This is a genomic window from Corynebacterium sp. c8Ua_99, assembly GCF_039907185.1.
Taxonomy (GTDB): Bacteria; Actinomycetota; Actinomycetes; order Mycobacteriales; family Mycobacteriaceae; genus Corynebacterium; species Corynebacterium jeikeium_D.
In genome coordinates, this window is sequence record NZ_JASBOG010000005.1 from 115,826 (window position 1) to 142,785 (window position 26,960).

A 26,960-nucleotide genomic window follows, 5' to 3' on the forward strand; every position below is an offset into this window, starting at 1 on the left:
TTCCTACTTCCCCCCATTCGCGCTGGAGTGAGCTGCACCGGTGTCGGCAGCCGTACTGGCGGAGGCATCGGAGGCTCCGGCCTTCTTACCGGCAGCTACAGTCTTATTCCTCTGTGCAATCTCCATGACCGAGCCGAAGCCGTTCATCGACGGCTTGGACAAAGCTGGCCACTTACGAGTAGCCAGGATGACCAACGGCGCAGTCACGAGGAAAGCCGTCACAATGTCGAATGCTGTGGAGAGACCAAGTGTGAACGCGAAACCGCGGACATCGCCAACGGCCAGGATGTAAAGAACCACAGCCGCAATGATGGACACAAAGTTACCCGATAGGATGGTGCGCCGTGCTCGTCGCCAAGCGTGCGGAACCGCGGAGCGGAAAGTTCTACCCGCGCGGATTTCGTCCTTAATGCGTTCGAAGAAGACGATGAAGGAGTCAGCCGTTACGCCGATAGAGATGATGATGCCGGCGATGCCAGCGAGATCGAGCGAGTAGCCAATCCAACGACCAAGAAGGACAAGGACGCCGTAGACCATCGCTCCAGCTGCTGCCAGCGAAACCAGCGAAATCACGCCCAGGCCGCGGTAGAGAGCAATCGCGTAGACGACAATCAGGGCGATACCGATAATGCCGGCAAGCAGACCGGCTTCCAAGGAAGCCGAACCAAGCATGGCCGGGATAGTCGTGGTGGTGCCGCCCGGCTCGCCGTCCTCACCTGCGAACGACAGCGGCAGTGCACCATAACGCAGGTTATTGGCCAGCCCCTGTGCCTCGTCGATTGAGAAGTCGCCCGTGATGCGGGTGGCAGAACCAACTGGGGTTGCCTCCTGAATCACCGGGGCGGAAATGACCTTCGAGTCCAACACGATAGCGACCTGCCGCTGCAGGTAGTCATTGGTCAACTTGGTCCATGTGCGAGCGCCGGTGTCATTCTTCCCGGACTTGAAGCTAAAGGAGACCTGAATCTGACCAGACTGCTGATCGTAACCACCGTTAATCGGCGCATTGGTATCAATAGCGTCGCCGGACAGACGCTGGCCCTTGGCCTCGTCCTCCTGCCCAATCAACAGCGGAGCCTTGCCCAGGAAGATGGCTTTACCGCCTTCGGGCGCACAGGTCACCAGCGGCTTGGCCGGGTCATCGGCACCCTGTAGCGGATCAACTGCATCGCGGTTATCGCAGGTCATCAGCGCAGCGGCTGCAAACTGTGTCGTTGGGTCTTCGGACTGGCGAGTCGCCAACAGCACGTCACGAACCTTCGTACGCAGCTCGGCCGCTTCAATTGAGTTCGCCGGCTTTGCCGGAGCTGTTGCGTCCAACTTCGGGGCCTCGCCCAGCGACTTGGACAGCTCCTCGGGAACCGGCTGATCTGGGTTCTGTTCCTTGAAGGCATCAATTGCACGCTTCTGCGTTTCGTTCATGTCCTTGTAGAGGTCATCAACACGCTTGGTGGCGTCCTCCTTCGACAGGACACCGACTGACACCCAATCTTCAGCAGTCTTCTTAACTACCTCGCCAAAGGCAGCTTCATCAGGGCCCTGGGTGGGCTGTTCTACCGGACGGAAGAAGAGCTGCGAAGTCTGGCCGAGCGTACGCGCCTCCTGTGAGTCTTCACCCGGCACGGTAATGACCAGCGTGTCACCGTCGGTGACAACTTGAGCGCCGCTGACGCCCATGCCGTTTACGCGGTTCTCCAGAATCTTGCGAGCCTGGTCCAGCTGATCGCGCGTCGGCTTTTCGCCCTGCGGCACCAAGGTTACTCGGGTACCACCCTGCAAGTCGATGCCCAACTTTGGCTTGGCTGATCCGCCGCCGGTGAAAAAGACGAGTGCGTACGTAAGGATGAGGAAGCCAACAAACAGTGCCAACAGCCACTGCGGCCAGTTCCTCTTGAATGTATTCGCACCGGATCTGGATTTGCTGTTCAAAGCAAAGTCTCCTGAATCGTGACGTTTAGGTACTTAAGCGTTTCGGGTAGAAACGCAGGTCTATAACCGCACCGCGAAATCGCGCGATACCAGGAAGAGGCATTGCGGGCGTCGCTAAGCAAAGCTATAAACACCAACCGCTAGAGAATAACCGATTTAGCGTAGTGCGCCGGTTTTGACTTGTACCTATTTAGTGAAAATCTTGCCCACGCTTGCCGACGGCGAAACCTGGGACGCGCCCGCTAGCCTCACGGCGCACGCTACAGCTTGGATGCATGCAAACCGGCGGAGTGTGGGCGTGCAAAAAACTGCTACTGCTTTTCGGTGGAAGCGGAACCGTCTGTACCCGGATTATCCGGGTTACTCGGAGTATTCGGGTTCTCGACCTGCTCATTGACGCCCGAAGCTGCATTGTCAGCCGGGCTGTGGCCGGTGATTTCTTGCACATCGCCGACGTGGTCATCTGGCGCATCGGAAACACGGCCACGTCGGTCACGGTGAGCGTAGCTAGCTCCGGTACCGGTGGTGAGGTTGCGGGCAATGGCGCCCTTTTCCCAACGGGTCACGATGCCGTCAGCAATGATGAGGTCGACGGTCGTTTCGGTCGTATCAACGACCACACCATGCATACCGGAACCGGTGATGACCTCTGCGCCCGGGGCCAACTTATCCTGCATGTCCCGAATGGTGCGCACCTGCTTGTTCTGCTTGATAATCTGCCAAATTGGCAGCGCCAGGAACAAGAAAATAAGTAGGAGGAGAATAGTTTGATCCATGTCTGCCGAGTTTAACGAATTGCCAGCTAGCAATTCCACACTGCCCCGGCCGGGTCGATGAGAAAGCTATTCTCCGATAGTTCCCTCCGGCGGCTGCAACCCCAAGTGCCGCCATGCTCGGGCAGTTGCCACGCGTCCGCGCGATGTACGCGCAATCATCCCGGCACGGACCAGGTAGGGCTCGCACACTTCTTCCACAGTCGAGGGCTCCTCACCGACTGCCAACGCCAGGGAATTCACGCCCACCGGGCCGCCACCGTGCCCCTTGACCAGGGCAGTCAGCACTGCGCGGTCCAAGCGGTCCAGCCCAAGCTCATCGACATCGAAGACAATCAACGCCGCCTTGGCCGCACCAAGATCAATAACGCCACCGGAGTGAACATCTGCGAAATCGCGAACGCGACGCAGTAGACGGTTGGCAATTCGCGGCGTACCTCGCGAACGCGAGGCAATCTCCACTGCAGCCTCAGGGCTGATATCCACCCCGAGGATCCCAGCGGCACGGGTAACCACCTTTGTCAGATCCTCGACCTCGTAGAACTCCATCTGCGCAGTAAAACCGAAACGGTCACGCAGTGGGCCAGTCAGCATACCCGAGCGCGTCGTTGCGCCTACCAGCGTAAAAGGTGGAATCTCGAGTGGAATTGACGTAGCTCCAGGCCCCTTTCCCACGATGACATCAATACGGAAATCTTCCATTGCCATGTAGAGCATTTCCTCCACGGGCCTGGCAATGCGGTGGATCTCGTCAATGAATAGTACATCGCCCTCGAGCAGGTTCGACAGCATTGCTGCCAAATCGCCAGCGCGAATAAGCGCCGGACCGGACGTCATTCGCAGGGAGGACCCCATCTCCTGCGCAATAATCATGGCCATGGTGGTCTTACCCAGGCCGGGAGGTCCCGACAGCAGAATGTGGTCCGGAGTCACATTTCGTCCCCGTGCCCCGGAGAGCACCAAATCCAGCTGCTCGCGGACCTTGGGTTGGCCGATAAACTCCCCTAACGACTTTGGTCGCAGGTTCGATTCCGCATCGACTTCCTCGACCTGAGCGCGGGCATCGACATCACGTTGTGCACCATTTCCCCCACCGCCAAAATGGTCGTTGGCTGCTCCATCTAAAGAGTCCCTGAAGGGATTGCCCGACACGTTAAACTCCGTGCGCTCGATATCGCTCATAGTCCCCTCATCCTAGTGCACTGCCATTTTTCATCATCAATGTAGCTGCAGGTCCTCGACCTGGATTTACTTTTCGCCCAATGTCTTTAGCGCCGCCTTCAGCGCCATTGATGTATCCAAGGTCGGATCAATCCGAACAACAGTCTCCGCTGCCTCATTCGCATCAGCTTCCGGGAACCCAAGCCCGACCAAAGCACCAACGACCTGATCCAGATCTGCCTTCAAAACAATGCCAGGCGCTGCTCCGCTTGCAGCTTCCTCCGGCTGGGATACCGCCCTATCCGCGAAAACCTCGACCTTATCCTTCAACTCAACCAACAGGCGCTCCGCCAATCGCTTGCCGACGCCGTTAGCCGCCTGGAGGGCCTTGGCATTCTTTGAGGCAACCGCATTGGCAATCTCGGCCGGCGACAGTACCGATAGAACAGACATCGCTACTTTTGGCCCCACTGTCGAGACAGTGCGCAAGAGCGCAAACATCTCACGTTCCTGCGAGTTGGCAAAACCAAAAAGCGTTATCGCATCTTCACGAACCGCCATTGTGGTCAACATGAAAGTCTGCTCATGCCTCACCAACTGAGAAGCTAACCTGCCCGTAATGGTGACCAAATGCCCGACACCACCGCACTCGATAACGCAATAGTCCGCACCGAGATCGATAACCTCACCGCGTAGAGATGCAATCACTTCTCACAATTCCTTTCACTACGGCTTCCCTAAAGACACCGCGATAAACGCCGAACTCACAAGTGTGCTCTAGCAGGCTCCCCTACCGCGAGGGATTCTCACGGCGAGAAAGCTCCAACTCCCGCTCCTCGTGTTGCTTAGCAAGCGCAGCCAAGGTGTCGCGCTGGCGTTGCAGAACCGGACCACGCCAACAGTGGCAGATAGCGATGGCCAACGCATCCGCTGCGTCCGCAGGTTTTGGCGGAGTTTCCAACCCGAGGATTCTCGTCACCATCATGGTCATCTGCTTCTTATCAGCCCGACCGTTGCCGGTAAGCGCCTTCTTTACCTCCGACGGCGTGTACATATGCACTTCCAAACCGCGTCTCGCCGCAGCGAGGACAAGGACACCAACCGCGTGCGCAGTCTGCATTACGGTGGACACGTTGCCGCGCTCGAATACCCGTTCCATCGCAACCACGTCCGGCTCGTACTCATCCATCCACTGCTCCACGGCATTGGAAAGCCGTAGAAGACGATCTTCCAACGATGCCGTGGTTGGTGTGCGGGCGACCCCCACCGCAATGGGAATGACTTTCCTGCCCTGAGCACCTTCCGCAATGGAGAGACCACAACGAGTAAGGCCAGGGTCGATACCCATCACCCGCAGAGATCCAGCTCGATAATTCACCTCTCCACTAATACCACATTTCGAACAGCTGTTTGTATCGTAGCTACACGGGGTACCAACCGTTGGTTCTGATAGGTTTAACACCATGAATTCACCGAAGAAGCTCTACGGCGTTCTCGCTGCAGCTGAAATGGTCACGTGGGCTCTGCTGCTCTTGGGGCTGGCACTGAAGTACCTGTTCAAAGTCACTGACATCGCCACCACCATCTTCGGCGGCATCCACGGTTTTACGTTCCTGTGCTACGTAGTCACCACCATCATGGTGTGGATCAACCAGCAGTGGAGCTTTGGCCGCGGTGTCATCGGCCTCGCCTCTTCTATCATTCCATTCGCAACCTATCCGTTTGAACGAAACACACTGAAGGCAGGCCTTTTGGATCGGCCCTGGCGCTTTACCGACGAATCCGAGGAGCCACAGGGCATTTTCGAGTGGGCACTCGCGATGATTATTCGCCGCCCGTTTATCTCGGCATTCGTCATCCTGATTGTTCTCGCCGTGGTCTTCACACTGTTGCTGATGGCGGGACCTCCGACTCAGTGGTTCTCTTAAAACGGTTCTACTAAAACTTTCAGAAACCAAAATCGGGTTTATTGGCAAAAGTGTGTCCGTCTGGCGTGTCGACCGGTGCGTCGGCGGGCGGACACCCTTCGCTACTTACCCCAATGCGAGTTACTGACTGCGTTTATGACAAAAATGACCTGAAAAATCGTCTGGAAGTGACATAAACTCGCACAGTTTCACATTTGCAGCCCGTATTCACACGCGCAGCCCCGTAATTTTTCCCCAAAAATCCCCATCGGACGATTCTCCGATGGGGATCTTCCATTCACACCAGCTCGCCGCGCAATTCAGCGCTGCGGACTACCCTGCACGGGCACCCTTTAACGCCGGGAAGCCGGTCAGCGGAACCGTCGCCAAGCAAACGCCTAGTCGTCGAGTTCGGCGATAACCTCGTCACTGATGTCGGCGTTCGAGTAGACATTCTGCACGTCGTCGGACTCTTCGAGAGCGTCAATCAGACGGAAGAGCTTGCGTGCACCGTCAGCATCGAGAGCCACCGTGGTAGAAGCGCGGTAGTCCTGATCTGCGGAGTCGTACTCCATCTCAGCGTCGACAAGAGCGGTGCGGACATTCATCAGATCGGTAAAGGCGGAGACAACCTCGAACTTTTCGCCCAGGTCGTTGACCTCCTCTGCACCGGCATCGAGAACCGCCATGAGCAGGTCATCCTCGGTCAGCTCGCCCTTCGGCAGCTCGACGACACCCTTCTTTTCGAACAAATAAGCCACGGCGCCGTTGTCTGCCATGTTGCCGTTGTTCTTGTTGAACGCCGAGCGCACATCAGAAGCAGCACGGTTACGGTTATCAGTCAGGCACTCCACAATCAAAGCGACGCCGCCAGGTGCGTAACCTTCGTAGACGATGGTCTCCCAGTCAGCACCGCCGGACTCCTCGCCGGAACCACGCTTGCGGGCACGCTCAATGTTGTCGTTGGGAACCGAGGCCTTCTTGGCCTTCTTAATCATGTCATCGAGGGTGGGGTTACCAGCAGGATCACCGCCACCGGTACGAGCCGCGACCTCGATGTTCTTGATCATCTTTGCCCACTCTTTGGCGCGCTTGGCGTCATTAGCAGCCTTCTTGTGCTTTGTGGTTGCCCATTTTGAATGACCCGCCATGTGCTAGTTCCTACCAATCCTCTCGTCAATACCCATGTAGATGGGAATTCGTCAGGTGTTCATTATACAAACCGGGGATTTAAATGCCGACAAGCTCTCGCAAAAAGAACTCGTGGAGCCGCGTCTCCCCCGTCGACTCCGGGTGAAAGCTGGTGGCCATCGCAGCCCCCTGCCGTACTCCGACCACTGTACCTGCGGTCTCTCCAGCCGATTCTGGCACCCGCGCTAGCACCTCAACATCATCACCGACACGCTCGACCCACGGAGCGCGAATAAAGGCAGCGTGCACAGGCGGCTGGTCACCGCTAATCGCCAGCTGCGGAATATCCAAGTCAGTTTCGAAAGAATCCACTTGCCGGCCAAATGCGTTACGACGGACCGTGATGTCAATCGCTCCCAGGCTAACGGCATCCGCACGGGTATCGAGCACTTCGTCGGCAAGCAAAATCATGCCTGCGCAGGTGCCATATGCCGGAAGCCCATCGCGGAGGGCTTCCCGCAGCGGATCTTCAAGCTCATTGAAGACCATCAACTTGCTCATGGTCGTGGACTCGCCGCCGGGCAAGATTAGGCCGCAAAGTCCCTCCAGGTCGCGCGGCAAGCGCACCTTTCGGTGCGGGACACCGAGCTGGTCAAGCACATATCCGTGTTCGGCAACGTTACCCTGAAGAGCGAGGATACCGATTGTTTCCTGTGTCATTAATCTAGGTTCTCACTGCGAGCATCGAAGTTCGTCGCCACTGGCACGGGCTCGACCCCCGGAGCCAGGCTTCGGGTCAGCCCTTCCTGCGTGACGACGGCCACGAGCTCGCCCTTTTGGTTAAAGATGCGACCGTGAGTCAATGCGCGACCCGCGTGCGCCGATGGCGAAATCTGATCGTAGAGCAGCCACTCATCCGCACGGAACGGACGCATAAACCACATCGCGTGGTCGAGGCTGGCTTCCTGGACCTCAACACCTGGATGCGGAACGAGTGCCGATGACAGCAAAGTCATATCCGACATGTACGCCAGCGTGCAGACGTGGAAGGTCTCGTTATCCGGCAGGCGATCCTTGCACCGGAACCACACCAGCTGCTGGGACGGGGTGTACTTGTTGTGTTCGAACTGATCATCCGGCACTACCCGGATATCCCAGTCCGCCCACTCGCGCATTAGTAGACGACGTGTGTTCGTCATCTCAGAGGTGTCGGTGACCACATCTTCAGGATCTGGCACCTTGCGCATCACGTCAGAGTGCTCGAGTCCCTCATCCCCCTTACGGTGGAAGCTGACCTGCATTACGAAAATCGTACGGCCATCTTGCACAGCTTCGACGGAGCGGTGGCAGAAAGACCGTCCATCGCGAATACGCTTGACCATGTACACCGTCGGGATATGGGGGCGGCCCGGGCCTACAAAGTAGGCGTGGAGGGAGTTCACCGCGAAGGTATTACCCACCGTGCGCGTCGCCGCGACGAGGGACTGGCCGGCAACTTGGCCACCGAAAGTGCGCTGCAGGATTGACTTAATGACTGGGCCACGGAAAATGTCCCGGTCAATCTGCTCCAAATCTAATACCTCGCGGATGTTAGCCATTTTTACCAGCCACGCTCAGCGAGTCGGTGCGGCTGCGGAATCTCGTCGACGTTGATGCCGACCATTGCCTCGCCGAGACCGCGGGAGACATCGGCGATGACCTTCGGATCATCGTAGTGCTGGGTTGCCTGGACGATAGCCTTGGCGCGCTTCTCCGGATCACCGGACTTGAAGATACCGGAACCAACAAAGACCCCCTCAGCACCGAGCTGCATCATCATTGCAGCATCAGCCGGAGTTGCAATGCCACCTGCGGTGAACAGCACGACTGGCAACTTACCGGTCTCAGCGACCTCGCGTACCAGCTCGTACGGTGCCTGCAGCTCCTTGGCGGCAACGTAGAGCTCGTCCGGAGCCATAGAACGCAGACGGTTAATCTCAGCGCGGATGGTGCGCATGTGTGTCACAGCGTTGGAGACATCACCGGTACCGGCCTCGCCCTTGGAGCGAATCATGGCAGCGCCCTCGTTGATGCGGCGCAGAGCCTCACCCAGGTTGGTCGCACCACAGACGAACGGCACGGTGAAGTCGAACTTGTCGATGTGGTTCGAGTAATCGGCCGGGGTCAGAACCTCGGACTCGTCAATGAAGTCAACACCGAGGGACTGCAGAACCTGTGCCTCAACAAAGTGGCCGATACGGGCCTTGGCCATAACCGGGATGGAGACGGCATTGATAATGCCCTCGATCATGTCCGGGTCGGACATACGCGACACGCCACCCTCTGCGCGAATATCGGCGGGGACACGCTCCAGCGCCATCACGGCAGTTGCGCCGGCATCCTCAGCGATCTTGGCCTGCTCCGGCGTAACGACGTCCATAATGACGCCGCCCTTCATCATCTCAGCGAAACCGCGCTTCACGCGTGCGGTGCCCTGCCCGGAGTTGTTCTCAACCGTGCTCAACGAACCCTACTTCCCTAATAAAACTGGTGAATGTGACCGTTTGTAGTCGTTTAACACTATAACGCCTGAACTAGACAGTGCTGTTCATTGAGTCACAAAACACGGCGAACTTCCAGCACAACAGCGAATTTTCCCACAATTAAGCAGTTGTCAGTCCATCTGCAACATCGAAATATTCCGGTTCAGGTGCAGTGCCCGCCAGCCGCAGCGCGCGCACTAGCGGCCTGGCTCGCAGTGCTTTCGTATCCGTCACCGCATCATTGTAGAAACGGCGTGCGAGCTCGAGCCGCGTGTGGGCGTCAGAAAGCTCAATTGCCATCGTTCGGTCCACGGGCTGTTCCTCATAGAGCGCCACAATTTTCCTAGTCAGTTCGTTTTCCACGTCTGCGCGCTGTCCAGTGTTGTTGGCTCTAAGTGGTGTGGCTTCCACCTTCGTCACTACGCCGGCGAGTTCCGGGTAGGCGGCACGAGCGACTGCGGCCCTTCGCCCCAACGCCGCTTCCAGTGAAGAACGCGCCAAGTCCGTGCGAATGTGCATACGGTTCAAACGCGTCGCTGTCGATGAAGCCACCAAACCGCCAACGAGTACGACAATCAGCGCAATGACTAGGACAACGACCCAGATTGGAACGGTTACGTCCACCGAAAACCCACTTTCACTCCGCTGCGTTTAATCAGCTGCCACGACGGAAATCTCTATGGCGCAATGACGACCTTTTCGCCATCCATGCGCACCGTATCGTACACACGCAGAACGCCGTCGGCGACCTGCGACCAGTCATACTCCCAAGCCCGCTTATGCCCGAGTGCGCGAAGCTCCTCCCCCAACTTTGGCTGCGTCAAAAGGCGTACGACTGCATCCGCAAGGTCTGCGGAGTTACCGTTTTCAAAGTGAAGCCCGTAATGGCCGTCGTCAAGCACGAGTTTGAACGCATCGATGTCGCTGGAGATCACCGGCGCACCCGCCGCCATCGCCTCTACCAGCACGATGCCGAAACTCTCCCCACCACGCTGCGGGGCAATGTACGCATCCGCATCGGCGAGTATTGACGCCTTAGCATCCTCCGACAGTCTGCCGACGAAATGCAGGACATCTGCGTTTCTGCCCGCTTTACGACGAGCTGCCGCGATATCACCATCACCAACGACACAGACCTCAAGCTGTGGAATCTCCGCACGTATTGTTGGCAACGCGTCGAGCAAGACGTCAAAGCCCTTACGAGATTCGTCGAAGCGTCCGAGGAAGACAAGCCGATAGACCCCTTCACGCCGTGGCGGAATCTCAGGCAACGATGAGGCGGCCGGGCAGGACTCGAAATCTCCAACACGGACACCATTGGGAATGAGAACCGGGTCGCCGCCGAGTTGCTCAACCTGCCAGCGACGAGCCACTTCCGAGACAGCGATGCCTCCCCGAATGCGTTCAAGGTACTTCCGCAAAAATGGCGTGGCCAACTTCAATGCTAGGGAGTCCGTCGCCGCAGAGTGATAGGTCGCGACAATCGGCCCGACCGAGTTTACTAACGACAGCATTGAAAAACTGGGCGAATTCGGCTCATGGATATGAAGAATGTCGAAGCTACCCTCCTCAATCCATGTGCGGACTCGACGGCTGGTGCGGGGACCAAAAGATAGCCGAGCGACCGAGCCGTTATACGGAATCGGGATGGCGGCACCACCTCGAACAACGAAATCCGGCACGTCCGCCTGCGCGCTAGCTGGGCCGATAAGACTGACCTCGTGGCCGCGACGGATAAACTCCTCACACAAGTCAATCGCGTGAGCTTGAACCCCTCCTGGGACATCGAACGAGTACGGGCACACCATTCCGATTCGCACGGCTACTTTGACCTCTTCTTATCCGCCGGCCACAGTGGCTGCATCATGTGCCAATCCGCTGGATGCTGGGCAATATCAGATTCAAAAACAGTAGCGATGTCCTGGACAATGTCAGGTAGATCGCGCCCCTCAGTCGGCACGAATGGATGCGCTACAAAACGCCAACCATCGCGCGTGTAGGACAGGCCCGCGGGCATAAGCCGAGCGCCCGTGTCCTGTGCCAGCTTTGCTGCACCGACCGGCATTGTCGTCTGCTCGCCGAAAAAAGTGACCGGGACCCCGTGGCCGCCGAAGTCACGATCAGACAGCAGGCACACAACGCCACCTTCTTCCAATCGCTTCTGCAGTTCCGGCATCGCGGGTTTGCCACCGGTAAGCGGGAGAATGTGGAATCCGAGGGATTCGCGGTACTCCACGAAAGCGTCGTAAAGTACCTCTGGCTTCAGCCGTTCCGCCACGGTACTGAACCGACCATGGCGGGAAACGAGCCACATACCTGCCATATCCCAGTTACCAGAATGCGGCAGTGGGATGACGATGGAATCTCCGGCCTCGAGGGCCTCAGCAACTCGTTCGAGCCCATCGCTGGTGGATTCGACCGTGTCTGCCAACTCTGGCGACGCGATGGAGGGCAACCGGAATGCCTCCACCCAATAGCGTAGATAGGAACGCATGGAAGCCCGAATAAGACCTTGCGGCACTTCCTCAGGCGGACAGCCCATAACGCGAGCCAGGTTCTTGCGAAGCTGGCGGGTAGTCGCTGGATTTGCTGCTACACGATCGGCGGCTATGTTGCCGATGCGGTAGGCCACGCGTTCCGGCAGCAGACCAAAAATCTTCCACCCGGCCATATAGCCGAGCGCAACGAAATCATCTTTCGAGCGAGGCAGGAAGAAACTAGTCATCGTATCCTCCTTTAGTTGTTGGAATCAGCCGAACCCGTGGACTTCGTAGCAGAGTCAGGGTTGATAGATGAACTATCAGCTGCACCTTCTGGCGGGGCGATGGGATCCAACGCTCCTGGCTGCTTAGCCACCATGTACAAGCGCTGAACGACGGTGAATACCGACCCAATCGCCAGGAGCCACATCGCGACGTAGAGGGCATAGTCCACGCCAAGCCCCTGGAGCCCGACGCCAATTAGACCGATAATCAGGCGCTCCGCACGTTCGACGAGACCACCGTTGACCTTGAGGCCGCTAGCCTCTGCGCGAGCCTTAACGTAGGAAATGACCTGGGACGATCCCATGGTAATCAGTGTCAGAATGAGCAGCACTGAATCCGCGCCATGGTGATACACCACCCAATACGCTATCGCCCCGAACAGTGCAGCATCCGTAATACGGTCACAGGAAGCATCCAGCGTCGCTCCGTATTTCGTTCCCCGCCCTCGCAGTCTGGCCATCGTGCCATCGAGCAGGTCAAAAGCAGTGAAAATAGCGATTGACACCGCAGCTGCGAAAAGATGGTTGGTAGGAATCAGGATTACCGCAAGCAGAACGGAAACTACCGTTCCCACCAGGGTGACCGTGTTCGGGCTAATGCCGACCCGCAAAAGTGCAGCGGCAATCGGTTCAACTACTGGGCGGATTGGAGCCCTGCCACGGACACTCAGCATGCTGCCCCATCCTCTTGATTAAGGGCACGCCAGCCGTCGGCAAGCAACTCGCGAGTCTGACGAAGAGCCTGCGGTAACACTTTGGTGCCATCGATCACGGTCATAAAATTGCTGTCACCCGACCAGCGCGGTACGACGTGCATATGCAGGTGATCGGCGACCGAACCGCCGGAGGCCTTGCCCAAGTTGAAACCTACATTGACGGCGTGCGGACGCGAAACCGATTTGAGAGTACGAACCGCATGCTTGGCAAATCGCATCATCTCGGCTGTTTCTTCGTCGGTCAAGTCCTCAAGGTTGGCGACTTCGCGATATGGAACCACCATGAGGTGCCCTGGGTTGTACGGGAACAGATTCAAAACGGCGTACACCCACTCGCCGCGAGCGATAATGAGTGCTTCCTCATCGCTTTGCTTCGGCAAATCAACGAAGGGGTTACGGGATGGCTTGGAGTTATGCACACCACGCTTGACGATGTAATCCAGCCGGTACGGTGCCCATAAGCGCGTGAGCCGATCCGGTTCGCCGTAACCGCTGTCGACGTATACGCCATCAGACGATTTCTGCTGGCCGGCATTGCCCTGCTGCTGCGGAGGCAACTCTTCACTTCCCGACTGATTCACTGCCATCCCCTTCGTTGCGTGGCCGGGACCCATTCGAGCCCCGACCACATATATTTCTCTGCTGTAGTTTACGACCTCGCGGTTAACTTCTTTGGATTACCACGCGTGGTTCACCAGTTAAAACAACGCGGTCGAATTAGAGAGCGTTAACGACCTCTAGAGAGCAGAGACATTCTCCTTGTTCGGCTGTTCGTTATTCCGCGAAGCAACCCAATCACAGATGATGTCCACAGCCTTCTCAACTGCCACCCCGTTAATCTGGGTGCCATCGAGGAACCGGAAGCTGACGGCACCTGCCTCAATGTCGCGGGCACCAGCCAGAATCATGAACGGAACCTTGGCCTGGGTGTGGTTGCGAATCTTCTTCTGCATGCGGTCATCGGACGTATCCACGTGGACGCGGATGCCACGAGACTTCAGCTGTGCAGCAAAGTCCTCCAGGTGTGGGATACAGTCATCCGCAACCGGAATACCAACAACCTGTTCCGGAGCCAGCCAAGCCGGGAAAGCACCTGCGTAGTGCTCCAATAGGACGCCAAAGAAACGTTCGATGGAGCCGAAAAGCGCACGGTGAATCATAATCGGGCGCTTCTTGGTTCCGTCAGGTGCGGTGTACTCGAGCTCGAAGCGCTCCGGCAGGTTGAAGTCGAGCTGTACCGTCGACATCTGCCAAGTACGGCCGATGGCATCGCGGGCTTGGACGGAAATCTTCGGACCATAGAAAGCGGCTCCGCCCGGATCAGGAACGAGCTCGAGGCCAGAAGCATCGGCAACGCGCTGGAGAATAGCTGTGGACTTCTCCCAAATTTCATCCGAGCCGACGAACTTCTTTTCGTCCTTCGTAGACAGCTCCAGGTAGAAGTCATCCAGGCCGTAGTCACGCAGAAGCGAAATGATGAAGTCGAGGACATTAGTGAGCTCTTCTTCCAGCTGATCCTCGGTGCAGTAGATGTGGGCATCGTCCTGCGTAAAGCCACGGGCTCGGGTAAGACCGTGGATAACGCCTGATTTCTCGTAGCGGTAGACGGTGCCGAACTCGAACATACGAATCGGAAGTTCACGGTAGCTGCGACCACGCGATGCGAAAATGAGGTTGTGCATCGGGCAGTTCATCGGCTTGACGTAGTAGTCCTGCGGAGCCTTGGTGCAGTTGCCGTGTTCGTCATATTCGCCGTCGAGCTGCATCGGCGGGAACATGCCATCCGCGTAGAAGTCCAGGTGACCAGACTTCTTGAACAAGTCACCCTTAGTTACGTGCGGCGTGTTCACAAAGTCATAGCCCGCTTCGATATGACGGCGACGGGAGTGCTGCTCCATCTCGTTGCGGATGATGCCACCCTTGACATGGAATACCGGGAAACCAGAACCAATCTCATCCGGGAAGCTGAACAAATCCAGCTCGGAGCCCAAACGGCGGTGATCGCGCTTCTCAGCCTCGAGCATGCGGTCGAGGTACTCGTCTAACGCTTCCTTGGACTCCCACGCAGTGCCGTAAACACGCTGCAGGTTATCTCGAGATTGGTCACCCCGCCAGTACGCAGCGGAAGAACGCGTGATCTTAAAAGCAGGGATGTAGCGGGTGGTCGGCACGTGCGGGCCGCGGCAAAGATCAAACCACTCGGTCTCGCCAGTACGCGGATTGACGTTGCGGTAGCCGGTCAAGGTCGTACCTGCACCACCGACGTCGACATTGGCCTCATCATCTTCGGACACCTTGCCGGCCGACTTTTCAACAATCAGCTCGAGCTTATACGGCTCGTCGGCAAGCGCTTCCTGCGCCTGATCGGCAGACTCGAACGCGAAGCGCTCGAATCGCTGACCAGACTTGATGATCTTCTTCATACGCTTTTCGATGCGCTTGAGATCCTCCGGCGAGAAAGGCTCATCGACACGGAAGTCGTAGTAGAAACCATTGTCGATGGCAGGGCCAATGCCCAGCTTCGTCCCAGGGAACTCCAACTGCACGGCCTGAGCCATCACGTGAGTCGCAGAGTGGCGGATGACATCGCGACCGTCCGGAGTATTCGCCGGAACGGGCTCGAAGACGGTTTCCACTTCTGGCTTAAAGGACAGATCCTTCAAATTGCCTTCAGGGTCGCGGACACAAACGATGGCGTCAACGCCCTTGTTCGGGAAACCCAGGTCTCTCATCGCCTCGCCCGCAGAAACTCCTGCGGGCACGGAAAACGGTGCTGGGGTTGCAAATTCTTCTGACACGGCGTGCGTGTACTCCTTTTCAAAGTGTCTTCGAAAATCACATACCTGGTGACCTTCGTCAGTCGTTCACACACTTTACCGCACGGTCAAAACTCAGGCCTCGAAAAGGTCCTGGGCCCAGTACTCCTCCTCAGAAGTTCCTCGTGGCATAACAAACACGGCGGATCCAATGTGGAAAATCCACTGATTGAGACGGTCGTTCTTGGACAGCCGCTCTTGAATCGGATTGAACTGCTCCAACGGGTCCTTCTGGAAACAAATGAATACCAGGCCGGTGTTGGTCTCGAATCGACCATTCGGTTCCGGTGGCAGGTCATAGTTGTAGACCCGTCGCAGAATCCGCTGATTAGGTTTCTCTTTCGGAGGCATTGACAGCGCAACATGGCTGTTCGGATCCGTCAGAGGCAGACCATATTCATCAGTCTTCGCCAGGTCGACGGTCTCAAACTCGTCCTTACCTCCAATTGGCGCGCCGGTGCCGATATCTCGGCCGGTAATAACAGTGCGGCTTTCGCGGTCCAACACATCCCAGCCTGGAATATCCATTTCGATACGGCGGACAACCATCGCTGTACCGCCCCGCAACCAATCCGGACCACTATCAATCCACACCTGCTTGTCGAATTCTTCACGAGTGCGCGGGTTGACCGTACCGTCCTTCTGACCGAAGAGATTGCGCGGGGTCTCGCCTTCCTGCGTAGAACCATTGGCGTGCTGGAAACCAGCTTGCACCCAGTGAACATCCAAATAAGAACCTGCATTTCGGATCATCATTCGGGCCGCATGGGAGACCATTACTGGGTCGTCCGCACAAATCTGCAGGCACAGGTCTCCGCCGTTCCACTCCGGGCGGAGCTCATCGTTAACGTACTTTGGCAGATCTCCCAGCCACTCAGGCTTCTGGTCTTCCCTATCGATGATTGTGAAGAAATTCTCCCCATATCCAACTGTGATAGTCAGATTTGCCGGACTCCCCATGAGCTCAGGCTCCAAGTCCGTTCGAGTAGCCTTGCCGGCTGTCATTCGGCGGGCGTCATCCGTCCAGGCACGCATGAGGTTTTGGAGGCGATTGCGATCGACCCCCTTCTTCACGTTGAAGGCTATTAGCCATAGATTCGCCTGTGCGGGCGTCGCAATCCCCGCCTGGTGAGCGCCATCAAAAGGTACGGTTGCTGTCTGCAAAGGCGGTTTCGGCGGCTCTTCCTGTGGACGTTCCAACCCAATCGCCTGGGCTTCCGGTGCCCCCAGGGCGAGCGCTGAGGCTCCTGCGGCGGTGCCGAGCCCGCCAAGAAAACGTCTTCTGGAAAAGCCTTCGGACATGTTGTGCACTCTTACCTTTCTGATTACTTCGAACTGGAGCACATGAGGTGGCTGGGAATCCGCCAATTTTTTAATAGCTTCAACGCAACCACTGGCCTATCCAATTCGACCGTATCGAAAACCTTTTTCGGAAAAAGAAAAGCGCCGGAGTTCGTTGCATATGCTGCAATAACCTGCCAACTCCAGCGCTTCTGCCACCATTAGATTCAGCTAGTCAATTCCTCGACGTACCTGAGCTCACGCCCGCTTTACGACGAGCGATTGCTTGGCCAACTTGTCACAAAAATTAGTGGCCCGAGTGATCCATCTCACCGCCGCCCATGTGCTCTGGGTTGTTCAGGTCACCGTCATTACCGTAGTCCTCTTCACCTGCTGGCTGGACACGAACCTCGACGTCCTGGGTAATGCTAGAGCCGTCGGAAAGCTCAATGACGAGCTTGTACTCAGCTCCCACATCCATAGCTTCATCATTGTCCATAATCATGAAGTGGGTACTACCCGGTTCGAGAACGAGTTCGCCATTAGCCGGAATCGTCAAACCTTCCGGCACCTCGAACATCTTGCCGTCCTTGGTGTCGTGCTGCTCGAACTTCGTGCCTTCCTTCAGCCCCTCAAGCTTGAAGGAGGAAACCTTGATGTCCTTATCGGTGTTGTTGGTCAGCGTACCGAAGATGGCGGTCATGCCCTTGTCAGCCGGCTTTTCCTTGATGTAGGCATCGGCCAGCTGCACAGCAGCATCACTCTTCTCCATCTCAGAAGTAGCCTCGGTCGCAGCGGAGGTTGCGGACTCAGTCACCTCAGCAGCAGTGTTATCGTCGGACGAGCAACCTGCCAGAGCAAGGGTCAGGGCTGCGGAACCAGCGATCAGTGCAGTTGCAGTGCGATTGAGCTTCATGTGTCTATTTTGCCTTTCGATTAATAACGATGACGACAGCGGCGATGATGACGATGAGTCCACCACCGAGGCCATAAGCCCATAGCGGTATTGACTTCGTTTCCTCGGCGTGCGCACCGGTCTGACGAGATTCTGCCCCAGCTTCGGCTGCGCCAGCAGCATCCGGATCAGCCACTGAGAAAGAGGTCTTTCCTCGGGTGGAGTGACCATCAGAGGAGGTGATTTGGAAACCAATGATGTAGTTACCAGGGCCTGGATTAATATCCTCAGGGATATCCAAAGAGACCTCATTACCCACTACCTCTGGCTCGTGGGAGTACAGGACTTCCTTGGCATCTGCATCACTAATTGCAACGGTGTTGAAATTGTTCTTGGGGTTGCCGGAGAACTTGAGAGAAACGTGGTGCGGAAATTCATCGAGAACCTGCTTGTCGCCTGGGTTAGACGACAGCACGGAATCGTGAGCATGCGCGGGGCCAGCATTAATAACTGACGCGCCTGCAAAGACTACAAGCGTCGCAGCGGCGGCTACTGCACGCCGGAAACCCGACTTTGAGAACCGAAACGTTTCGCCTGAAGCGACCCGGGGACTCACTAGAACAGTTCAACTCCTTTAAGCGGGACAGTTCGAGAAGAACAGCAGTAGTCTGACCGCTGCCCTTATACCTATTGTCGGATGGTAGTCCAGAAAAGTTCCCGAGAGGGACGAATATAGTTCAGGTCACACAGCAAAACCCCGGCCGCGCAGTTTTTATACGATGCGTCGACCGGGGTTTTAAATGGTAGTCCCAACTGGGTTCGAACCAGCGACCTTTCCGGTGTGAACGGAACGCTCTTCCACTGAGCTATGGGACTCGGACAGAAAAGCACTAAGCCTTTGCTGCTCTGCGGAATAAGTTAGCACGCGTTTTGGAAGTTTCCCTAATTGGGTTGCATTGCGTTTGCGATTGCGCAGTTCGACGATTTATTACCCCACCGATGGAACTCCATGACGATAGCGACTCGATAGCCCCCAGTAACCAACCCACGAAAGCGAATAAATGACATCGTTGCGATTCAGAGGCATCAAAGGTTGGTCTTTAGCCCTACGCCCACAGGCACAATACAGATGTTCACCTGGTAATTTGTAATCAATCGCACAAGCACGCTAAAGTATCTTTCGCACCGCAAGAGAGCAATTGAGATTCTCCTTCGCTCTCCTTGCAACGTGATGCGGATGTAGCGCAGCTGGTAGCGCATAACCTTGCCAAGGTTAGGGTCGCGGGTTCGAGTCCCGTCATCCGCTCTGGTTTCTCAAGAAGTTAAGCTCTGTGGTATAACTTCGAGGCAACCACTGAGGCGGCAGCCTCACGGTGGAATGGCCGAGTGGCGAGGCAACGGCCTGCAAAGCCGTGTACACGGGTTCGATTCCCGTTTCCACCTCAGCAGAGATTCCTTACCGGTTTCGATGTAATGCGCGTTTAGCTCAGCGGGAGAGCGCTTCCCTGACACGGAAGAGGTCACTGGTTCAATCCCAGTATCGCGCACCACGTAAGCCCTTATGGGCGAGCGTATTTGCGGATGTAGCGCAGCTGGTAGCGCATAACCTTGCCAAGGTTAGGGTCGCGGGTTCGAGTCCCGTCATCCGCTCAGTGCAAAACCCCCTTCTCCTGGAAGGGGGTTGCGCTTGAAAGCTTCTATATAGCTTTTACCCCAGCGCGATTAGCTCAGTGGGAGAGCGCTTCCCTGACACGGAAGAGGTCACTAGTTCAATCCTAGTATCGCGCACCGCGTAAGCCCTTATGGGCGAACGTATTTGCGGATGTAGCGCAGCTGGTAGCGCATAACCTTGCCAAGGTTAGGGTCGCGGGTTCGAGTCCCGTCATCCGCTCAGACCAACTCCCTTCCGGGTATCCGGGAGGGAGTTTTCGTTTAACCTTTGTTAGGCAACCAATTTCATCGAGTCCTACCGCTCCCCCGGGTTTAGCAGGAAAAATATTGTCCGGCGGGCGTCTCGGCTGGCAGGTTTTCCAATTCGGCGAGCTTTGCTGAGCAGCTCGCTCGTCTAAATGCTATGGACGGTCAGCCCATGACAGCTCCCCGAATTTCGGTTTGGCTGGACGCCAAGCCCATCAATTGATACCCCAGCTAAATAGAAATGACCGCCCTAGGCAGTTAGCCCCAGGGCGGTCATTTCTATCGAAACTGTGAACCGAGCTCGATATTAAGCTGCGTCGCGAGCGCCAAGCTCCCGGTCGATACGCAGCAGGCCAGCACCGTTGTCGCCAACAATCTCCAGGCGACCGATGATGCCACGCACGGTGTCCTCTTCCTCAATCTGCTCAACCACGAAGCTGTCCAGCAGCGGGCGGGAGTCGAGATCACCCTCGCTATCAGCAAGCTTGCGGAGGTTACGGATAGATGCCGAAACCTTCTCTTCATGCTCGAGAGCAATGCGGAATGCATCGATTGCGGAAGTGACCTTCACCTCCGGTGCGTCGACAGCACCAATCTGCGGGTGGTTGTCGCGAGCATCGAGGTGTGCGATGAACTGGTTCGCGTGATCAACTTCCTCATCCGCCTGTGCACGCATCCACTCTGCCATGCCGGAGAAATCCAGCAGGTCCAGTTCGATTGCCAGCTGGCGGTAGACGTGGGAAGCGGTGAGCTCCATAGTGATCTGGTCGTTGAATGCCTTCTCAAGAGTATCTGTTAGTCGCATGCCCCTACTATAAGTCCAATCCTTATAAATGACAACGATTATAATACTTCCCTTATAAGCCAGGCCTTGCCTATTCTGCAATCGTCGGCTTAACCTCGGCGGTATGGCTACACTCACCTCCGTAAGCCCATCGACCGACGAAATTCTGCAGTTTCTTTCTCGACCTGCGCAAACGACACATGATACAGCGGCGGTGTCTCACAACACCTCCACCGTCACGGCCATCGCCGTCACCAGCTTGGACGGACGCGGCGCCGTCGAAGGCACCTCTGGCCAGCTTGGCAACGACACCGATGCCACGGTTTTCAACACGCTTCGCGCGCTTGCCGACGTCGTTTTCGTTGGTACAGGCACCATTGCGTCCGAGGGGTACGGGCCAGTTGAGATACCGGAGTACCTAGAGGCCGTTCGACAGAAGCTAGGTCGCTCCGAGCACGTGGCGATGTCCACACTTTCGCGCTCGTTGGATTTAGATATAAAATCTGACTTTTTCGCGAATGCAGAAGTCAATCCTCCGATAATCTTCACCCCGACTAAAGATGCTTTTAATGATGAAGAGGCAAGAGCCGCTCACAAGAACAAAGCTAAAAAGATGGAGTCGGCCGGGGCTCGCGTCGTTAAGTTCCCTAACCCCTCGGTAAAAGCGGCGTTAATGTGGCTGGCTGAACATGGGTATCGGGACATTGTCGTAGAGGGTGGATCGACGATGTATCGAGAAGCATTCAAAAAGGGGTGCGTCGACGAACTGTTCCTGACATTGTCGCCGATGTGGGTGGGTAACGGCCCCCTGACTTTCGGCGAGAACGACCCTGATGAGGACTCGAACTCGACGAACCCGCAGGCTTTTGAAGTGCGGGATATCCTACGTTCCGACTCACACATCTTCCTACGCTATTCCCGCAGCTTCACCCAGTAGGGTGGAGTATTGTGAGTAAACCAAAAATCGACGTGAGCGCAAGCGCAACGGCATTAACGCAAACGTCCAAGGACACGCCAGAGACAAATTCGGTGGCTCCACGCCCTCTGTCTCGGCACGTGTCGCGAGGACTCAGCGCTTTCTTGTGGCCTATCGCAGCTGTGGTGATTTTTCACCGCACCTGGGTTTTGCCGAAAGACGTTTCTGGCACAGATGACTTTACGACCGTCTGGTCGGCAATTAATCGATTCGTATCGCAGGTACCCGTTTATTCGGAAGACTACGTAACAGCCGATCCGCACTATCTGTATTCCCCAGGCGCTACCCTACTTTTAGCCCCGATTGATTTGTTCGGCTCGCTTGAATCGGGCCGAATCTGGTTTGCGGTGTTTCAGTCAGCTGCAATCATTGCGGCAATTGTATTGCTGCTGAGGTGGCTTGGTATTGCGCGCTCTGGCCCCATCATTCCAGCGTCGATAGCACTGCTCTACCTCACGGAACCCGTTACCAACACCCTTGATTTTACGAACGTCAACGGTTCACTCTTCCTTGCATTAGTGCTGTTTTTTATTGCTCTGACCGAGCGGCGCAATATCCTGGCCGGCCTGATCATCGGTATCGCAATCACCATTAAACCTGTTTTCTTGCCAATGCTGTTCCTACCGTTCATGCGCAGGCAGTTCTCTACGGTACTGACCAGTATCGGAGTGGTAATTGCAGCCAATGTCATTGCGTGGCCGCTCATGGTCCAACCACGTGACTACCTAGATATCACCGTCCCCTACCTGGGAGTTGTCCGTGACTTTGCAAATGCTTCACTGACTGGACAGCTTGTTTGGCTAGGTGCCCATCCGACCCTGATTTTGCTGTGGCAGATCTTTTTCGGCATTTTCGTCTTGGTATCCGTCGTGCTCCTTCTTCGCTGGCTCGAAAGGGATGAGAAATTCTGGATTGCTACGACTTCCGGAGTTCTCTTCACCGGCGCGTTCTTCCTTTCCAGCCTGGGCCAGCAGTACTACTCGATGACGCTCTTGCCAATGGTTCTCACCGTGCTTCGCCCATTGGTTTTGGCTCGCGACAATGAAGGAAATATTGGTTCGACAGTCATGTTGAATTGGGGCGCAGGACTCGGAGTCGTACTCTGTTTCTTCTACGCCAATTGGTGGATTGATGAAGATGACCTCTTTTTCCCGTGGTTCACGGTTGCAATCGGCGGTATTGGATGGGCCGTTCTTATTCTCTCCATCACGGCAGCACTCATTCGAATGACGATTGTGGATGCCGTCAATGGGCGTAGCTTTGCATCCGGCTTCAGCTGGCTGAGCGACTGGAAGATAGCAGGCAGGAAGTCTAATCAGGAATCTGATCTCAAGTCTGAGGAGGCTATTCAGAATGGTTGATTCGCATAGCGAAGACTGGAATCTGAGCGAAGAAGAATGGCGCGAACGCCTCAGTGCCGCGGAGTACCAGGTTTTGCGTCAGGCAGGTACTGAACGCGCCTTCACCGGTGAGTACACCGATACCAAGACTCAAGGTGTCTACCGCTGCCGGGCCTGTGGTTACGAGCTGTTTCGGTCGAACGAGAAGTTCGACTCTCACTGCGGTTGGCCATCCTTCTTCTCTCCACTAGCTGGAGACCGGATTATTGAGCGCCGAGACACCAGCCTCGGTATGGTCCGTACCGAAGTGCTGTGCAGTCGTTGCAAGTCTCACCTCGGCCACGTCTTTGAGGGTGAGGGATACAATACTCCGACCGACCTGCGTTATTGCATCAATTCAATTTCACTCACGCTCGAACCGGACAAGACGGCTGAATAACTAGATAGAGAAGCAGCGCCGCTGGTCAAAATCCCGTCAGTTAACGGGGCTTGACCAGCGGCGCTGCTGATTCTCTCGTTGATTGCGTGAGCTACGGCAGAACGTTGATGATCTCTGCGATGTCATCGACGCGACGTCCCGTGTGGAACGGAATCTCTTCGCGGACGTGCAGACGAGCCTCGGTGTAACGCATCTTCCACATCAAGTCCACAATGCGGTCGAGCTCCGGCCCCTCGAATGCAAGGATCCACTCGTAGTCACCGAGTGCGAACGCCGGGACAGTATTGGCGCGCACATCCGGGTAGTCACGACCGGCCATACCGTGTTCAGCAAGGATGCGGCGTCGCTCGGTCGGCTCCAGCAGGTACCAGTCGTAGGAACGAACGAAGGGGTAAACCGCAATCCATCGTCCCGGCTCTTCACCCATGATGAACGACGGCAGGTGCGACTTGTTGAACTCAGCTGGACGGTGCAGCGCAGCGTTCGACCAGTGCGGAGTGGATGCCTTGCCCAGCGGAGTCTCGCGCAGGAAGGCGTTGTAGAACGCCTGCAGGTCTTCCAGCTTCTCTGCGTGGATCCAGAACATGAAGTCGGCTTCAGCACGCATGGCCGAAACATCGTAGAAACCACGGATGATCAGATCAGTGTCTTCGTAACGAGCCAGGAATTCCTTGGTCTTAGCCACTGCCTCTTCGCGGTTATCACCGAGTGCACCTGGGGTCACCTTGAAGGCAGACCACATGGTGTAGCGGATGGTGTCGTTGAGCTTCTTGAAATCGAGCTTGGTCATTAGTTGTCTCCTAGTTCGGTTGAAAGGTTTGTTTAAAAACGATGGGTCAGCGCCAGTTTCGTACTCAGCACCAATCTCGCAGCTTTATGCCAGCTCCGCAGCAATCTTGCTGGCCGCAGCCTTGGCGTTGGAGATACATTCCGGAATGCCCGGGCCACTGAGCCACGCCCCTGTTGCTGCAAGCTTAGGCACCTCGGCCAAATCCTGGCGAGCAAAATCCATCAGGCCTCCATGCCCCATATCGAAGCGTGGAATCCCCGCCCACCAACGCTGGACGAAAACCGCTGTCGGTTCGGCATCAAAGCCAGTCGCCTTAGCCAAATCTGCTTTTGCCCTGGCGATGAGGTCCTCGTCGCTACGATGCACGTGCGAGTCATCATCAAAACGGCCGAAGCTTGCCCTCACAACGGCACCGTAGCGCTCACCAATATGTGGCCACTTCCGGGACGACACTGTAAAAGCTTTCGCGGACAGGTCAGCACCAATCTCGCACAACACGCCGTTGATCTCCGGCAGTCCTTCCGACGAGTCGAAACACATACCGACCACCGCCGAGTTCGACGTGTCTACCCCACCAATGAGCTCGGCCGCCTCTGGCGCAAGATTGCTCAACAGCTCCGATGTGGTTGCAGAAGGTGCCGCCACGACAACACCGTCGACGTCGATAGTGCTAATGCTCGTGCCGCTTTCCGACGGCAGTTCCACTGTCACCTCAAAGCCGTTGTCATGCTGGCGCAGACCAGTAGCCTTCGTCGACAAGAGGAGTTCGGCTCCCGATTCGTCGACAAGCGTGTTGTAGAGAACCTCGAAGCCATCGCGGAACGTTTGGAAGACCACCGGTCGCTTCGTCTTCGTCGAATCTGTCGCAGCCTCACTACTCAGACGCGCCTGCTGCGCCTCCTTACGTGCTTCCAGAACGCGCTGGACAGCGCCGGTGAGGCTGACATGGTCACCGACACTAGCCATTTCATCAAGCGCTGCCGCCAGCTGTGGGATGGTCGCACGCAGACCCAGATCGTATGCGGTGGTTGAGTAGACGCCCCCGAGCAGCGGGGAGACGATGCGGTCAACGACTTCCTCACCGAGCCGCGCCGCGACCAGCTGGCCGACATTCATGTCGTCACCCAGTACCCAGTGCAAGGCTGGAGTGAGCTCGGGGTTCGACTCGGCATCAATCTTGGCGAGGGTGGCCTCGCTGAGGAGGTAGCCCAACCCTTCTGAACTTCCTGGAATACCGGTGACCGTGTTACGCGGAAGGTCCTTGAGTTCACCGCCAATGTAGAGCTTGGAAGGCAGCCCCGAAGGGGCGACTAGCTGATCTGCCAACCCGAGTTCCTTGAAAAAATCGGTGGCATCGTGACGGAACGCCAGGTACGCCTCAGCGCCCGCTTCGAGAGGGCCGTTAGCTCCTGGTCGAGTCTTCAGCTTGCCGCCGACCTGTGCACTGGACTCGATGACAATTATTCTTGCGGCGGGTCCGAGCTTTTTACGCAACTCATACGCTGCGCTCAGGCCGGAGATACCGCCACCTATGACGGCAATGGTAGAAGGTTGTGCAACCACGGTATTTCGTACGCTTTCTCTATGCCCGCGCCTCGAGCGGGCACGGTCGATAAGACTTGTAGGAAATTAGCTAGTGCGTGTTTTACACGCCTGTTGCGTCGGCTTTTATGTTGCGTGAATGATCTCAACGGCGCGCGTAATCGCGTCGGCATCGGTATTCGGTAGCACCCCGTGACCCAAGTTGAAGATATGTCCACGGGCGTCACCACGCTTAATTGCACGGTCCGCCTCAGAGCAGATGCGCTGAATCTCTTGGGTCATTGCATCTTCACCGGCAAAGAGAATCGCCGGGTCAAGGTTGCCCTGCAATGCAAGGCTGTTTTCCGCCGGGTCTGCGCCTCGGTGAACGTCGGAAAGCGTGGCACGAATGCGGTTGGCAGCAACGTCCAGTGGCACGCGCCAGTCGACGCCCATGACTTCTGGGCCGGCTTCAGCCATCGCACCGAGAAGCTCGCCGGTGCCCACACCGAAGTGGATGCGCGGAATGCCGGCGTCGGCGACAGCCTGGAAGATTTCCTTCGAGTACGGCAACACAAAGCGGCGGTAATCACGCTCGGTGAGATAGCCAGCCCAGGAGTCGAAGAGCTGAATAGCGTCCACACCAGCGCCAATCTGCGCGCGCAGGAAAGCAATCACCATCGGAGTGATTCTCTGCATCAGGTGATCCCACAATTCAGGGTCCGAGTGCATCAGCGCCTTAGTGCGCTCGTGATTGCGGGATGGACCGCCTTCAATCAGGTACGACGCCAAGGTGAACGGTGCACCGGCGAAACCAATGAGTGCCTGGGTATCATTCAGCTCTTGCAGAATGAGGCCGATACCCTCGGCCACCGGAGCGAGTTGCTCTTCCGTGACTTCCGGTAGAGCCTTGATGTCTGCTTCCGAGCGCACCGGAGTATCCATTACTGGACCGCGGCCAGGAACAATATCCAGGTTGACACCCGCAGCCTTCAGCGGCACGACGATATCGGAAAAAAGAATCGCAGCATCAACGTCGTGCCTACGTACCGGCTGCATAGTAATCTCAGCGAGCAGTTCCGGGCGGAAGCAAGAGTCCAACATACCGATGTCCTTGCGCACCTCACGGTACTCAGGCAGTGAACGACCAGCTTGCCGCATAAACCACACCGGGCGGCGCGAAGGAGTTCGACCGTAAGCTGCATCAAGAATCGGGGCATCAGTCAAAGTGCGACGATTGTTCATACGGACAATCATGCCCCACTTACCTTAGAAATTGATATGTGGGGTACTAAGAA

At 56.6% G+C, this 26,960-nt stretch carries 26 protein-coding genes and 7 tRNA genes; 10 read left to right on the forward strand and 23 right to left on the reverse strand.

Going from position 1 to position 26,960, the window contains the following annotated elements; all coding sequences use genetic code 11:
* Positions 1-3 precede the first annotated feature (3 nt).
* The 5 genes from secD to ruvC all read right to left on the reverse strand — a co-directional run bounded on the left by secD (position 4) and on the right by ruvC (position 5,211).
* Entirely contained in the window at positions 4-1,929 is a 1,926-nt protein-coding gene (gene secD / locus QKE19_RS04535; protein ID WP_347890482.1) for a protein translocase subunit SecD, read from the reverse strand.
* Between the two features lie 311 nt (positions 1,930-2,240).
* Positions 2,241-2,705: a preprotein translocase subunit YajC gene (yajC, locus tag QKE19_RS04540; protein WP_256887284.1), complete on the reverse strand. Its 465-nt coding sequence runs from the start codon at positions 2,703-2,705 to the stop codon at positions 2,241-2,243.
* A 66-nt stretch (positions 2,706-2,771) separates the two neighbouring features.
* Positions 2,772-3,884 (reverse strand): Holliday junction branch migration DNA helicase RuvB, encoded by a 1,113-nt coding sequence (gene ruvB, locus QKE19_RS04545; RefSeq protein ID WP_049190793.1) that lies wholly within the window; start codon positions 3,882-3,884, stop codon positions 2,772-2,774.
* A 66-nt stretch (positions 3,885-3,950) separates the two neighbouring features.
* Positions 3,951-4,571 carry a Holliday junction branch migration protein RuvA gene (ruvA, locus tag QKE19_RS04550; protein ID WP_048731308.1) on the reverse strand — a complete coding sequence of 207 codons (621 nt, stop codon included), beginning with the start codon at positions 4,569-4,571 and terminating at the stop codon, positions 3,951-3,953.
* Positions 4,572-4,653: 82 nt separating this feature from the next.
* Complete coding sequence (ruvC, locus tag QKE19_RS04555) at positions 4,654-5,211, reverse strand: crossover junction endodeoxyribonuclease RuvC (RefSeq protein ID WP_048731311.1); 558 nt, start codon at positions 5,209-5,211, stop codon at positions 4,654-4,656.
* Positions 5,212-5,326: 115 nt separating this feature from the next.
* Here ruvC and QKE19_RS04560 point away from each other — a divergent pair, with 115 nt between their 5' ends.
* On the forward strand, positions 5,327-5,791 hold the full coding sequence (locus tag QKE19_RS04560) for a DUF3817 domain-containing protein (RefSeq protein WP_049190796.1): 465 nt from the start codon (positions 5,327-5,329) through the stop codon (positions 5,789-5,791).
* A 377-nt stretch (positions 5,792-6,168) separates the two neighbouring features.
* On the opposite strand, the gene QKE19_RS04565 is transcribed toward QKE19_RS04560, so the two are convergent.
* The 14 genes from QKE19_RS04565 to QKE19_RS04630 form a co-directional block, all read right to left on the reverse strand.
* Positions 6,169-6,921 (reverse strand): YebC/PmpR family DNA-binding transcriptional regulator, encoded by a 753-nt coding sequence (locus tag QKE19_RS04565; RefSeq protein ID WP_049172992.1) that lies wholly within the window; start codon positions 6,919-6,921, stop codon positions 6,169-6,171.
* 79 nt (positions 6,922-7,000) lie between these two features.
* Positions 7,001-7,621 (reverse strand): pyridoxal 5'-phosphate synthase glutaminase subunit PdxT, encoded by a 621-nt coding sequence (gene pdxT / locus QKE19_RS04570; protein ID WP_347890483.1) that lies wholly within the window; start codon positions 7,619-7,621, stop codon positions 7,001-7,003.
* Positions 7,621-8,499 (reverse strand): acyl-CoA thioesterase II, encoded by an 879-nt coding sequence (locus tag QKE19_RS04575; RefSeq protein WP_016422678.1) that lies wholly within the window; start codon positions 8,497-8,499, stop codon positions 7,621-7,623. The genes pdxT and QKE19_RS04575 overlap by 1 nt, the downstream gene beginning before the upstream one ends.
* Before the next feature lie 2 nt (positions 8,500-8,501).
* A complete protein-coding gene (pdxS, locus tag QKE19_RS04580) occupies positions 8,502-9,404 on the reverse strand; it encodes a pyridoxal 5'-phosphate synthase lyase subunit PdxS (RefSeq protein WP_005511452.1) in 903 nt (300 codons plus the stop codon).
* A gap of 139 nt (positions 9,405-9,543) precedes the next feature.
* The gene (locus QKE19_RS04585) at positions 9,544-10,047 is read right to left on the reverse strand and encodes an NUDIX hydrolase (RefSeq protein ID WP_070438343.1); all 504 of its coding nucleotides are present in this window, start codon (positions 10,045-10,047) and stop codon (positions 9,544-9,546) included.
* A gap of 53 nt (positions 10,048-10,100) precedes the next feature.
* Positions 10,101-11,243, reverse strand: a complete 1,143-nt coding sequence (locus tag QKE19_RS04590; RefSeq protein ID WP_048731326.1) for a glycosyltransferase family 4 protein — start codon at positions 11,241-11,243, stop codon at positions 10,101-10,103.
* A 2-nt stretch (positions 11,244-11,245) separates the two neighbouring features.
* The gene (locus tag QKE19_RS04595; protein ID WP_048731328.1) at positions 11,246-12,148 is read right to left on the reverse strand and encodes a phosphatidylinositol mannoside acyltransferase; all 903 of its coding nucleotides are present in this window, start codon (positions 12,146-12,148) and stop codon (positions 11,246-11,248) included.
* 11 nt (positions 12,149-12,159) lie between these two features.
* Positions 12,160-12,861: a phosphatidylinositol phosphate synthase gene (gene pgsA / locus QKE19_RS04600; protein WP_048731329.1), complete on the reverse strand. Its 702-nt coding sequence runs from the start codon at positions 12,859-12,861 to the stop codon at positions 12,160-12,162.
* Positions 12,855-13,490, reverse strand: a complete 636-nt coding sequence (locus tag QKE19_RS04605; RefSeq protein ID WP_069358712.1) for an HIT domain-containing protein — start codon at positions 13,488-13,490, stop codon at positions 12,855-12,857. The genes pgsA and QKE19_RS04605 overlap by 7 nt, the downstream gene beginning before the upstream one ends.
* Before the next feature lie 150 nt (positions 13,491-13,640).
* Positions 13,641-15,635, reverse strand: coding sequence for a threonine--tRNA ligase (gene thrS / locus QKE19_RS04610; protein ID WP_222865026.1), 1,995 nt, complete (start codon positions 15,633-15,635; stop codon positions 13,641-13,643).
* A 159-nt stretch (positions 15,636-15,794) separates the two neighbouring features.
* Positions 15,795-17,021, reverse strand: a complete 1,227-nt coding sequence (locus QKE19_RS04615) for a Dyp-type peroxidase (RefSeq protein WP_040361740.1) — start codon at positions 17,019-17,021, stop codon at positions 15,795-15,797.
* A 286-nt stretch (positions 17,022-17,307) separates the two neighbouring features.
* Positions 17,308-17,916, reverse strand: coding sequence for a copper chaperone PCu(A)C (locus tag QKE19_RS04620; RefSeq protein ID WP_005511497.1), 609 nt, complete (start codon positions 17,914-17,916; stop codon positions 17,308-17,310).
* 4 nt (positions 17,917-17,920) lie between these two features.
* Positions 17,921-18,511 carry a copper resistance CopC family protein gene (locus QKE19_RS04625; RefSeq protein ID WP_040361738.1) on the reverse strand — a complete coding sequence of 197 codons (591 nt, stop codon included), beginning with the start codon at positions 18,509-18,511 and terminating at the stop codon, positions 17,921-17,923.
* A gap of 185 nt (positions 18,512-18,696) precedes the next feature.
* A tRNA-Val gene (locus QKE19_RS04630) sits at positions 18,697-18,771 on the reverse strand.
* Positions 18,772-19,128: 357 nt separating this feature from the next.
* On the opposite strand from QKE19_RS04630, the gene QKE19_RS04635 reads away from it, so the two are divergent.
* The 6 genes from QKE19_RS04635 to QKE19_RS04660 all read left to right on the forward strand — a co-directional run bounded on the left by QKE19_RS04635 (position 19,129) and on the right by QKE19_RS04660 (position 19,786).
* A tRNA-Gly gene (locus QKE19_RS04635) sits at positions 19,129-19,201 on the forward strand.
* A 66-nt stretch (positions 19,202-19,267) separates the two neighbouring features.
* Positions 19,268-19,338 (forward strand) — tRNA-Cys (locus tag QKE19_RS04640).
* A 32-nt stretch (positions 19,339-19,370) separates the two neighbouring features.
* Positions 19,371-19,445, forward strand: a tRNA-Val gene (locus tag QKE19_RS04645).
* Between the two features lie 27 nt (positions 19,446-19,472).
* Positions 19,473-19,545 (forward strand) — tRNA-Gly (locus QKE19_RS04650).
* A gap of 66 nt (positions 19,546-19,611) precedes the next feature.
* Positions 19,612-19,683: transfer RNA gene (locus QKE19_RS04655), tRNA-Val, on the forward strand.
* A gap of 30 nt (positions 19,684-19,713) precedes the next feature.
* Positions 19,714-19,786 (forward strand) — tRNA-Gly (locus QKE19_RS04660).
* 333 nt (positions 19,787-20,119) lie between these two features.
* Here the strand turns inward: QKE19_RS04660 and QKE19_RS04665 are convergent.
* Complete coding sequence (locus QKE19_RS04665) at positions 20,120-20,617, reverse strand: ferritin (RefSeq protein ID WP_070438323.1); 498 nt, start codon at positions 20,615-20,617, stop codon at positions 20,120-20,122.
* A gap of 103 nt (positions 20,618-20,720) precedes the next feature.
* On the opposite strand from QKE19_RS04665, the gene QKE19_RS04670 reads away from it, so the two are divergent.
* From QKE19_RS04670 to msrB, 3 genes are all read left to right on the forward strand, one after another.
* On the forward strand, positions 20,721-21,533 hold the full coding sequence (locus QKE19_RS04670) for a dihydrofolate reductase family protein (RefSeq protein WP_347890484.1): 813 nt from the start codon (positions 20,721-20,723) through the stop codon (positions 21,531-21,533).
* Between the two features lie 143 nt (positions 21,534-21,676).
* Positions 21,677-22,933, forward strand: coding sequence for a glycosyltransferase family 87 protein (locus QKE19_RS04675; protein ID WP_222865028.1), 1,257 nt, complete (start codon positions 21,677-21,679; stop codon positions 22,931-22,933).
* Positions 22,926-23,351, forward strand: a complete 426-nt coding sequence (gene msrB, locus QKE19_RS04680; RefSeq protein WP_048733231.1) for a peptide-methionine (R)-S-oxide reductase MsrB — start codon at positions 22,926-22,928, stop codon at positions 23,349-23,351. The genes QKE19_RS04675 and msrB overlap by 8 nt, the downstream gene beginning before the upstream one ends.
* A gap of 91 nt (positions 23,352-23,442) precedes the next feature.
* Here msrB and hemQ read toward each other — a convergent pair whose 3' ends face one another.
* From hemQ to hemE, 3 genes are all read right to left on the reverse strand, one after another.
* Positions 23,443-24,141, reverse strand: a complete 699-nt coding sequence (gene hemQ, locus QKE19_RS04685; protein WP_049173031.1) for a hydrogen peroxide-dependent heme synthase — start codon at positions 24,139-24,141, stop codon at positions 23,443-23,445.
* Between the two features lie 84 nt (positions 24,142-24,225).
* Complete coding sequence (hemG, locus tag QKE19_RS04690; RefSeq protein WP_049173033.1) at positions 24,226-25,704, reverse strand: protoporphyrinogen oxidase; 1,479 nt, start codon at positions 25,702-25,704, stop codon at positions 24,226-24,228.
* A gap of 105 nt (positions 25,705-25,809) precedes the next feature.
* On the reverse strand, positions 25,810-26,919 hold the full coding sequence (gene hemE, locus QKE19_RS04695; RefSeq protein ID WP_284856837.1) for a uroporphyrinogen decarboxylase: 1,110 nt from the start codon (positions 26,917-26,919) through the stop codon (positions 25,810-25,812).
* Between the last annotated feature and the right edge of the window lie 41 nt (positions 26,920-26,960).

Excerpts from the sequence above, each read along its gene's own strand:
- thrS (WP_222865026.1), bottom strand. The coding sequence starts at position 15,635 with ATGAGAGACCTGGGTTTCCCGAACAAGGGCGTTGACGCCATCGTTTGT.
- hemE (WP_284856837.1), bottom strand. The coding sequence starts at position 26,919 with ATGATTGTCCGTATGAACAATCGTCGCACTTTGACTGATGCCCCGATT.
- ruvC (WP_048731311.1), bottom strand. The coding sequence starts at position 5,211 with ATGGGTATCGACCCTGGCCTTACTCGTTGTGGTCTCTCCATTGCGGAA.
- QKE19_RS04615 (WP_040361740.1), bottom strand. The coding sequence starts at position 17,021 with ATGTCCGAAGGCTTTTCCAGAAGACGTTTTCTTGGCGGGCTCGGCACC.
- pgsA (WP_048731329.1), bottom strand. The coding sequence starts at position 12,861 with ATGCTGAGTGTCCGTGGCAGGGCTCCAATCCGCCCAGTAGTTGAACCG.
- yajC (WP_256887284.1), bottom strand. The coding sequence starts at position 2,705 with ATGGATCAAACTATTCTCCTCCTACTTATTTTCTTGTTCCTGGCGCTG.
- QKE19_RS04620 (WP_005511497.1), bottom strand. The coding sequence starts at position 17,916 with ATGAAGCTCAATCGCACTGCAACTGCACTGATCGCTGGTTCCGCAGCC.
- hemQ (WP_049173031.1), bottom strand. The coding sequence starts at position 24,141 with ATGACCAAGCTCGATTTCAAGAAGCTCAACGACACCATCCGCTACACC.
- QKE19_RS04595 (WP_048731328.1), bottom strand. The coding sequence starts at position 12,148 with ATGACTAGTTTCTTCCTGCCTCGCTCGAAAGATGATTTCGTTGCGCTC.
- QKE19_RS04565 (WP_049172992.1), bottom strand. The coding sequence starts at position 6,921 with ATGGCGGGTCATTCAAAATGGGCAACCACAAAGCACAAGAAGGCTGCT.
- pdxT (WP_347890483.1), bottom strand. The coding sequence starts at position 7,621 with ATGACACAGGAAACAATCGGTATCCTCGCTCTTCAGGGTAACGTTGCC.
- ruvB (WP_049190793.1), bottom strand. The coding sequence starts at position 3,884 with ATGAGCGATATCGAGCGCACGGAGTTTAACGTGTCGGGCAATCCCTTC.
- QKE19_RS04560 (WP_049190796.1), top strand. The coding sequence starts at position 5,327 with ATGAATTCACCGAAGAAGCTCTACGGCGTTCTCGCTGCAGCTGAAATG.
- QKE19_RS04605 (WP_069358712.1), bottom strand. The coding sequence starts at position 13,490 with ATGGCAGTGAATCAGTCGGGAAGTGAAGAGTTGCCTCCGCAGCAGCAG.
- QKE19_RS04670 (WP_347890484.1), top strand. The coding sequence starts at position 20,721 with ATGGCTACACTCACCTCCGTAAGCCCATCGACCGACGAAATTCTGCAG.
- msrB (WP_048733231.1), top strand. The coding sequence starts at position 22,926 with ATGGTTGATTCGCATAGCGAAGACTGGAATCTGAGCGAAGAAGAATGG.
- QKE19_RS04575 (WP_016422678.1), bottom strand. The coding sequence starts at position 8,499 with ATGGCTAACATCCGCGAGGTATTAGATTTGGAGCAGATTGACCGGGAC.
- QKE19_RS04665 (WP_070438323.1), bottom strand. The coding sequence starts at position 20,617 with ATGCGACTAACAGATACTCTTGAGAAGGCATTCAACGACCAGATCACT.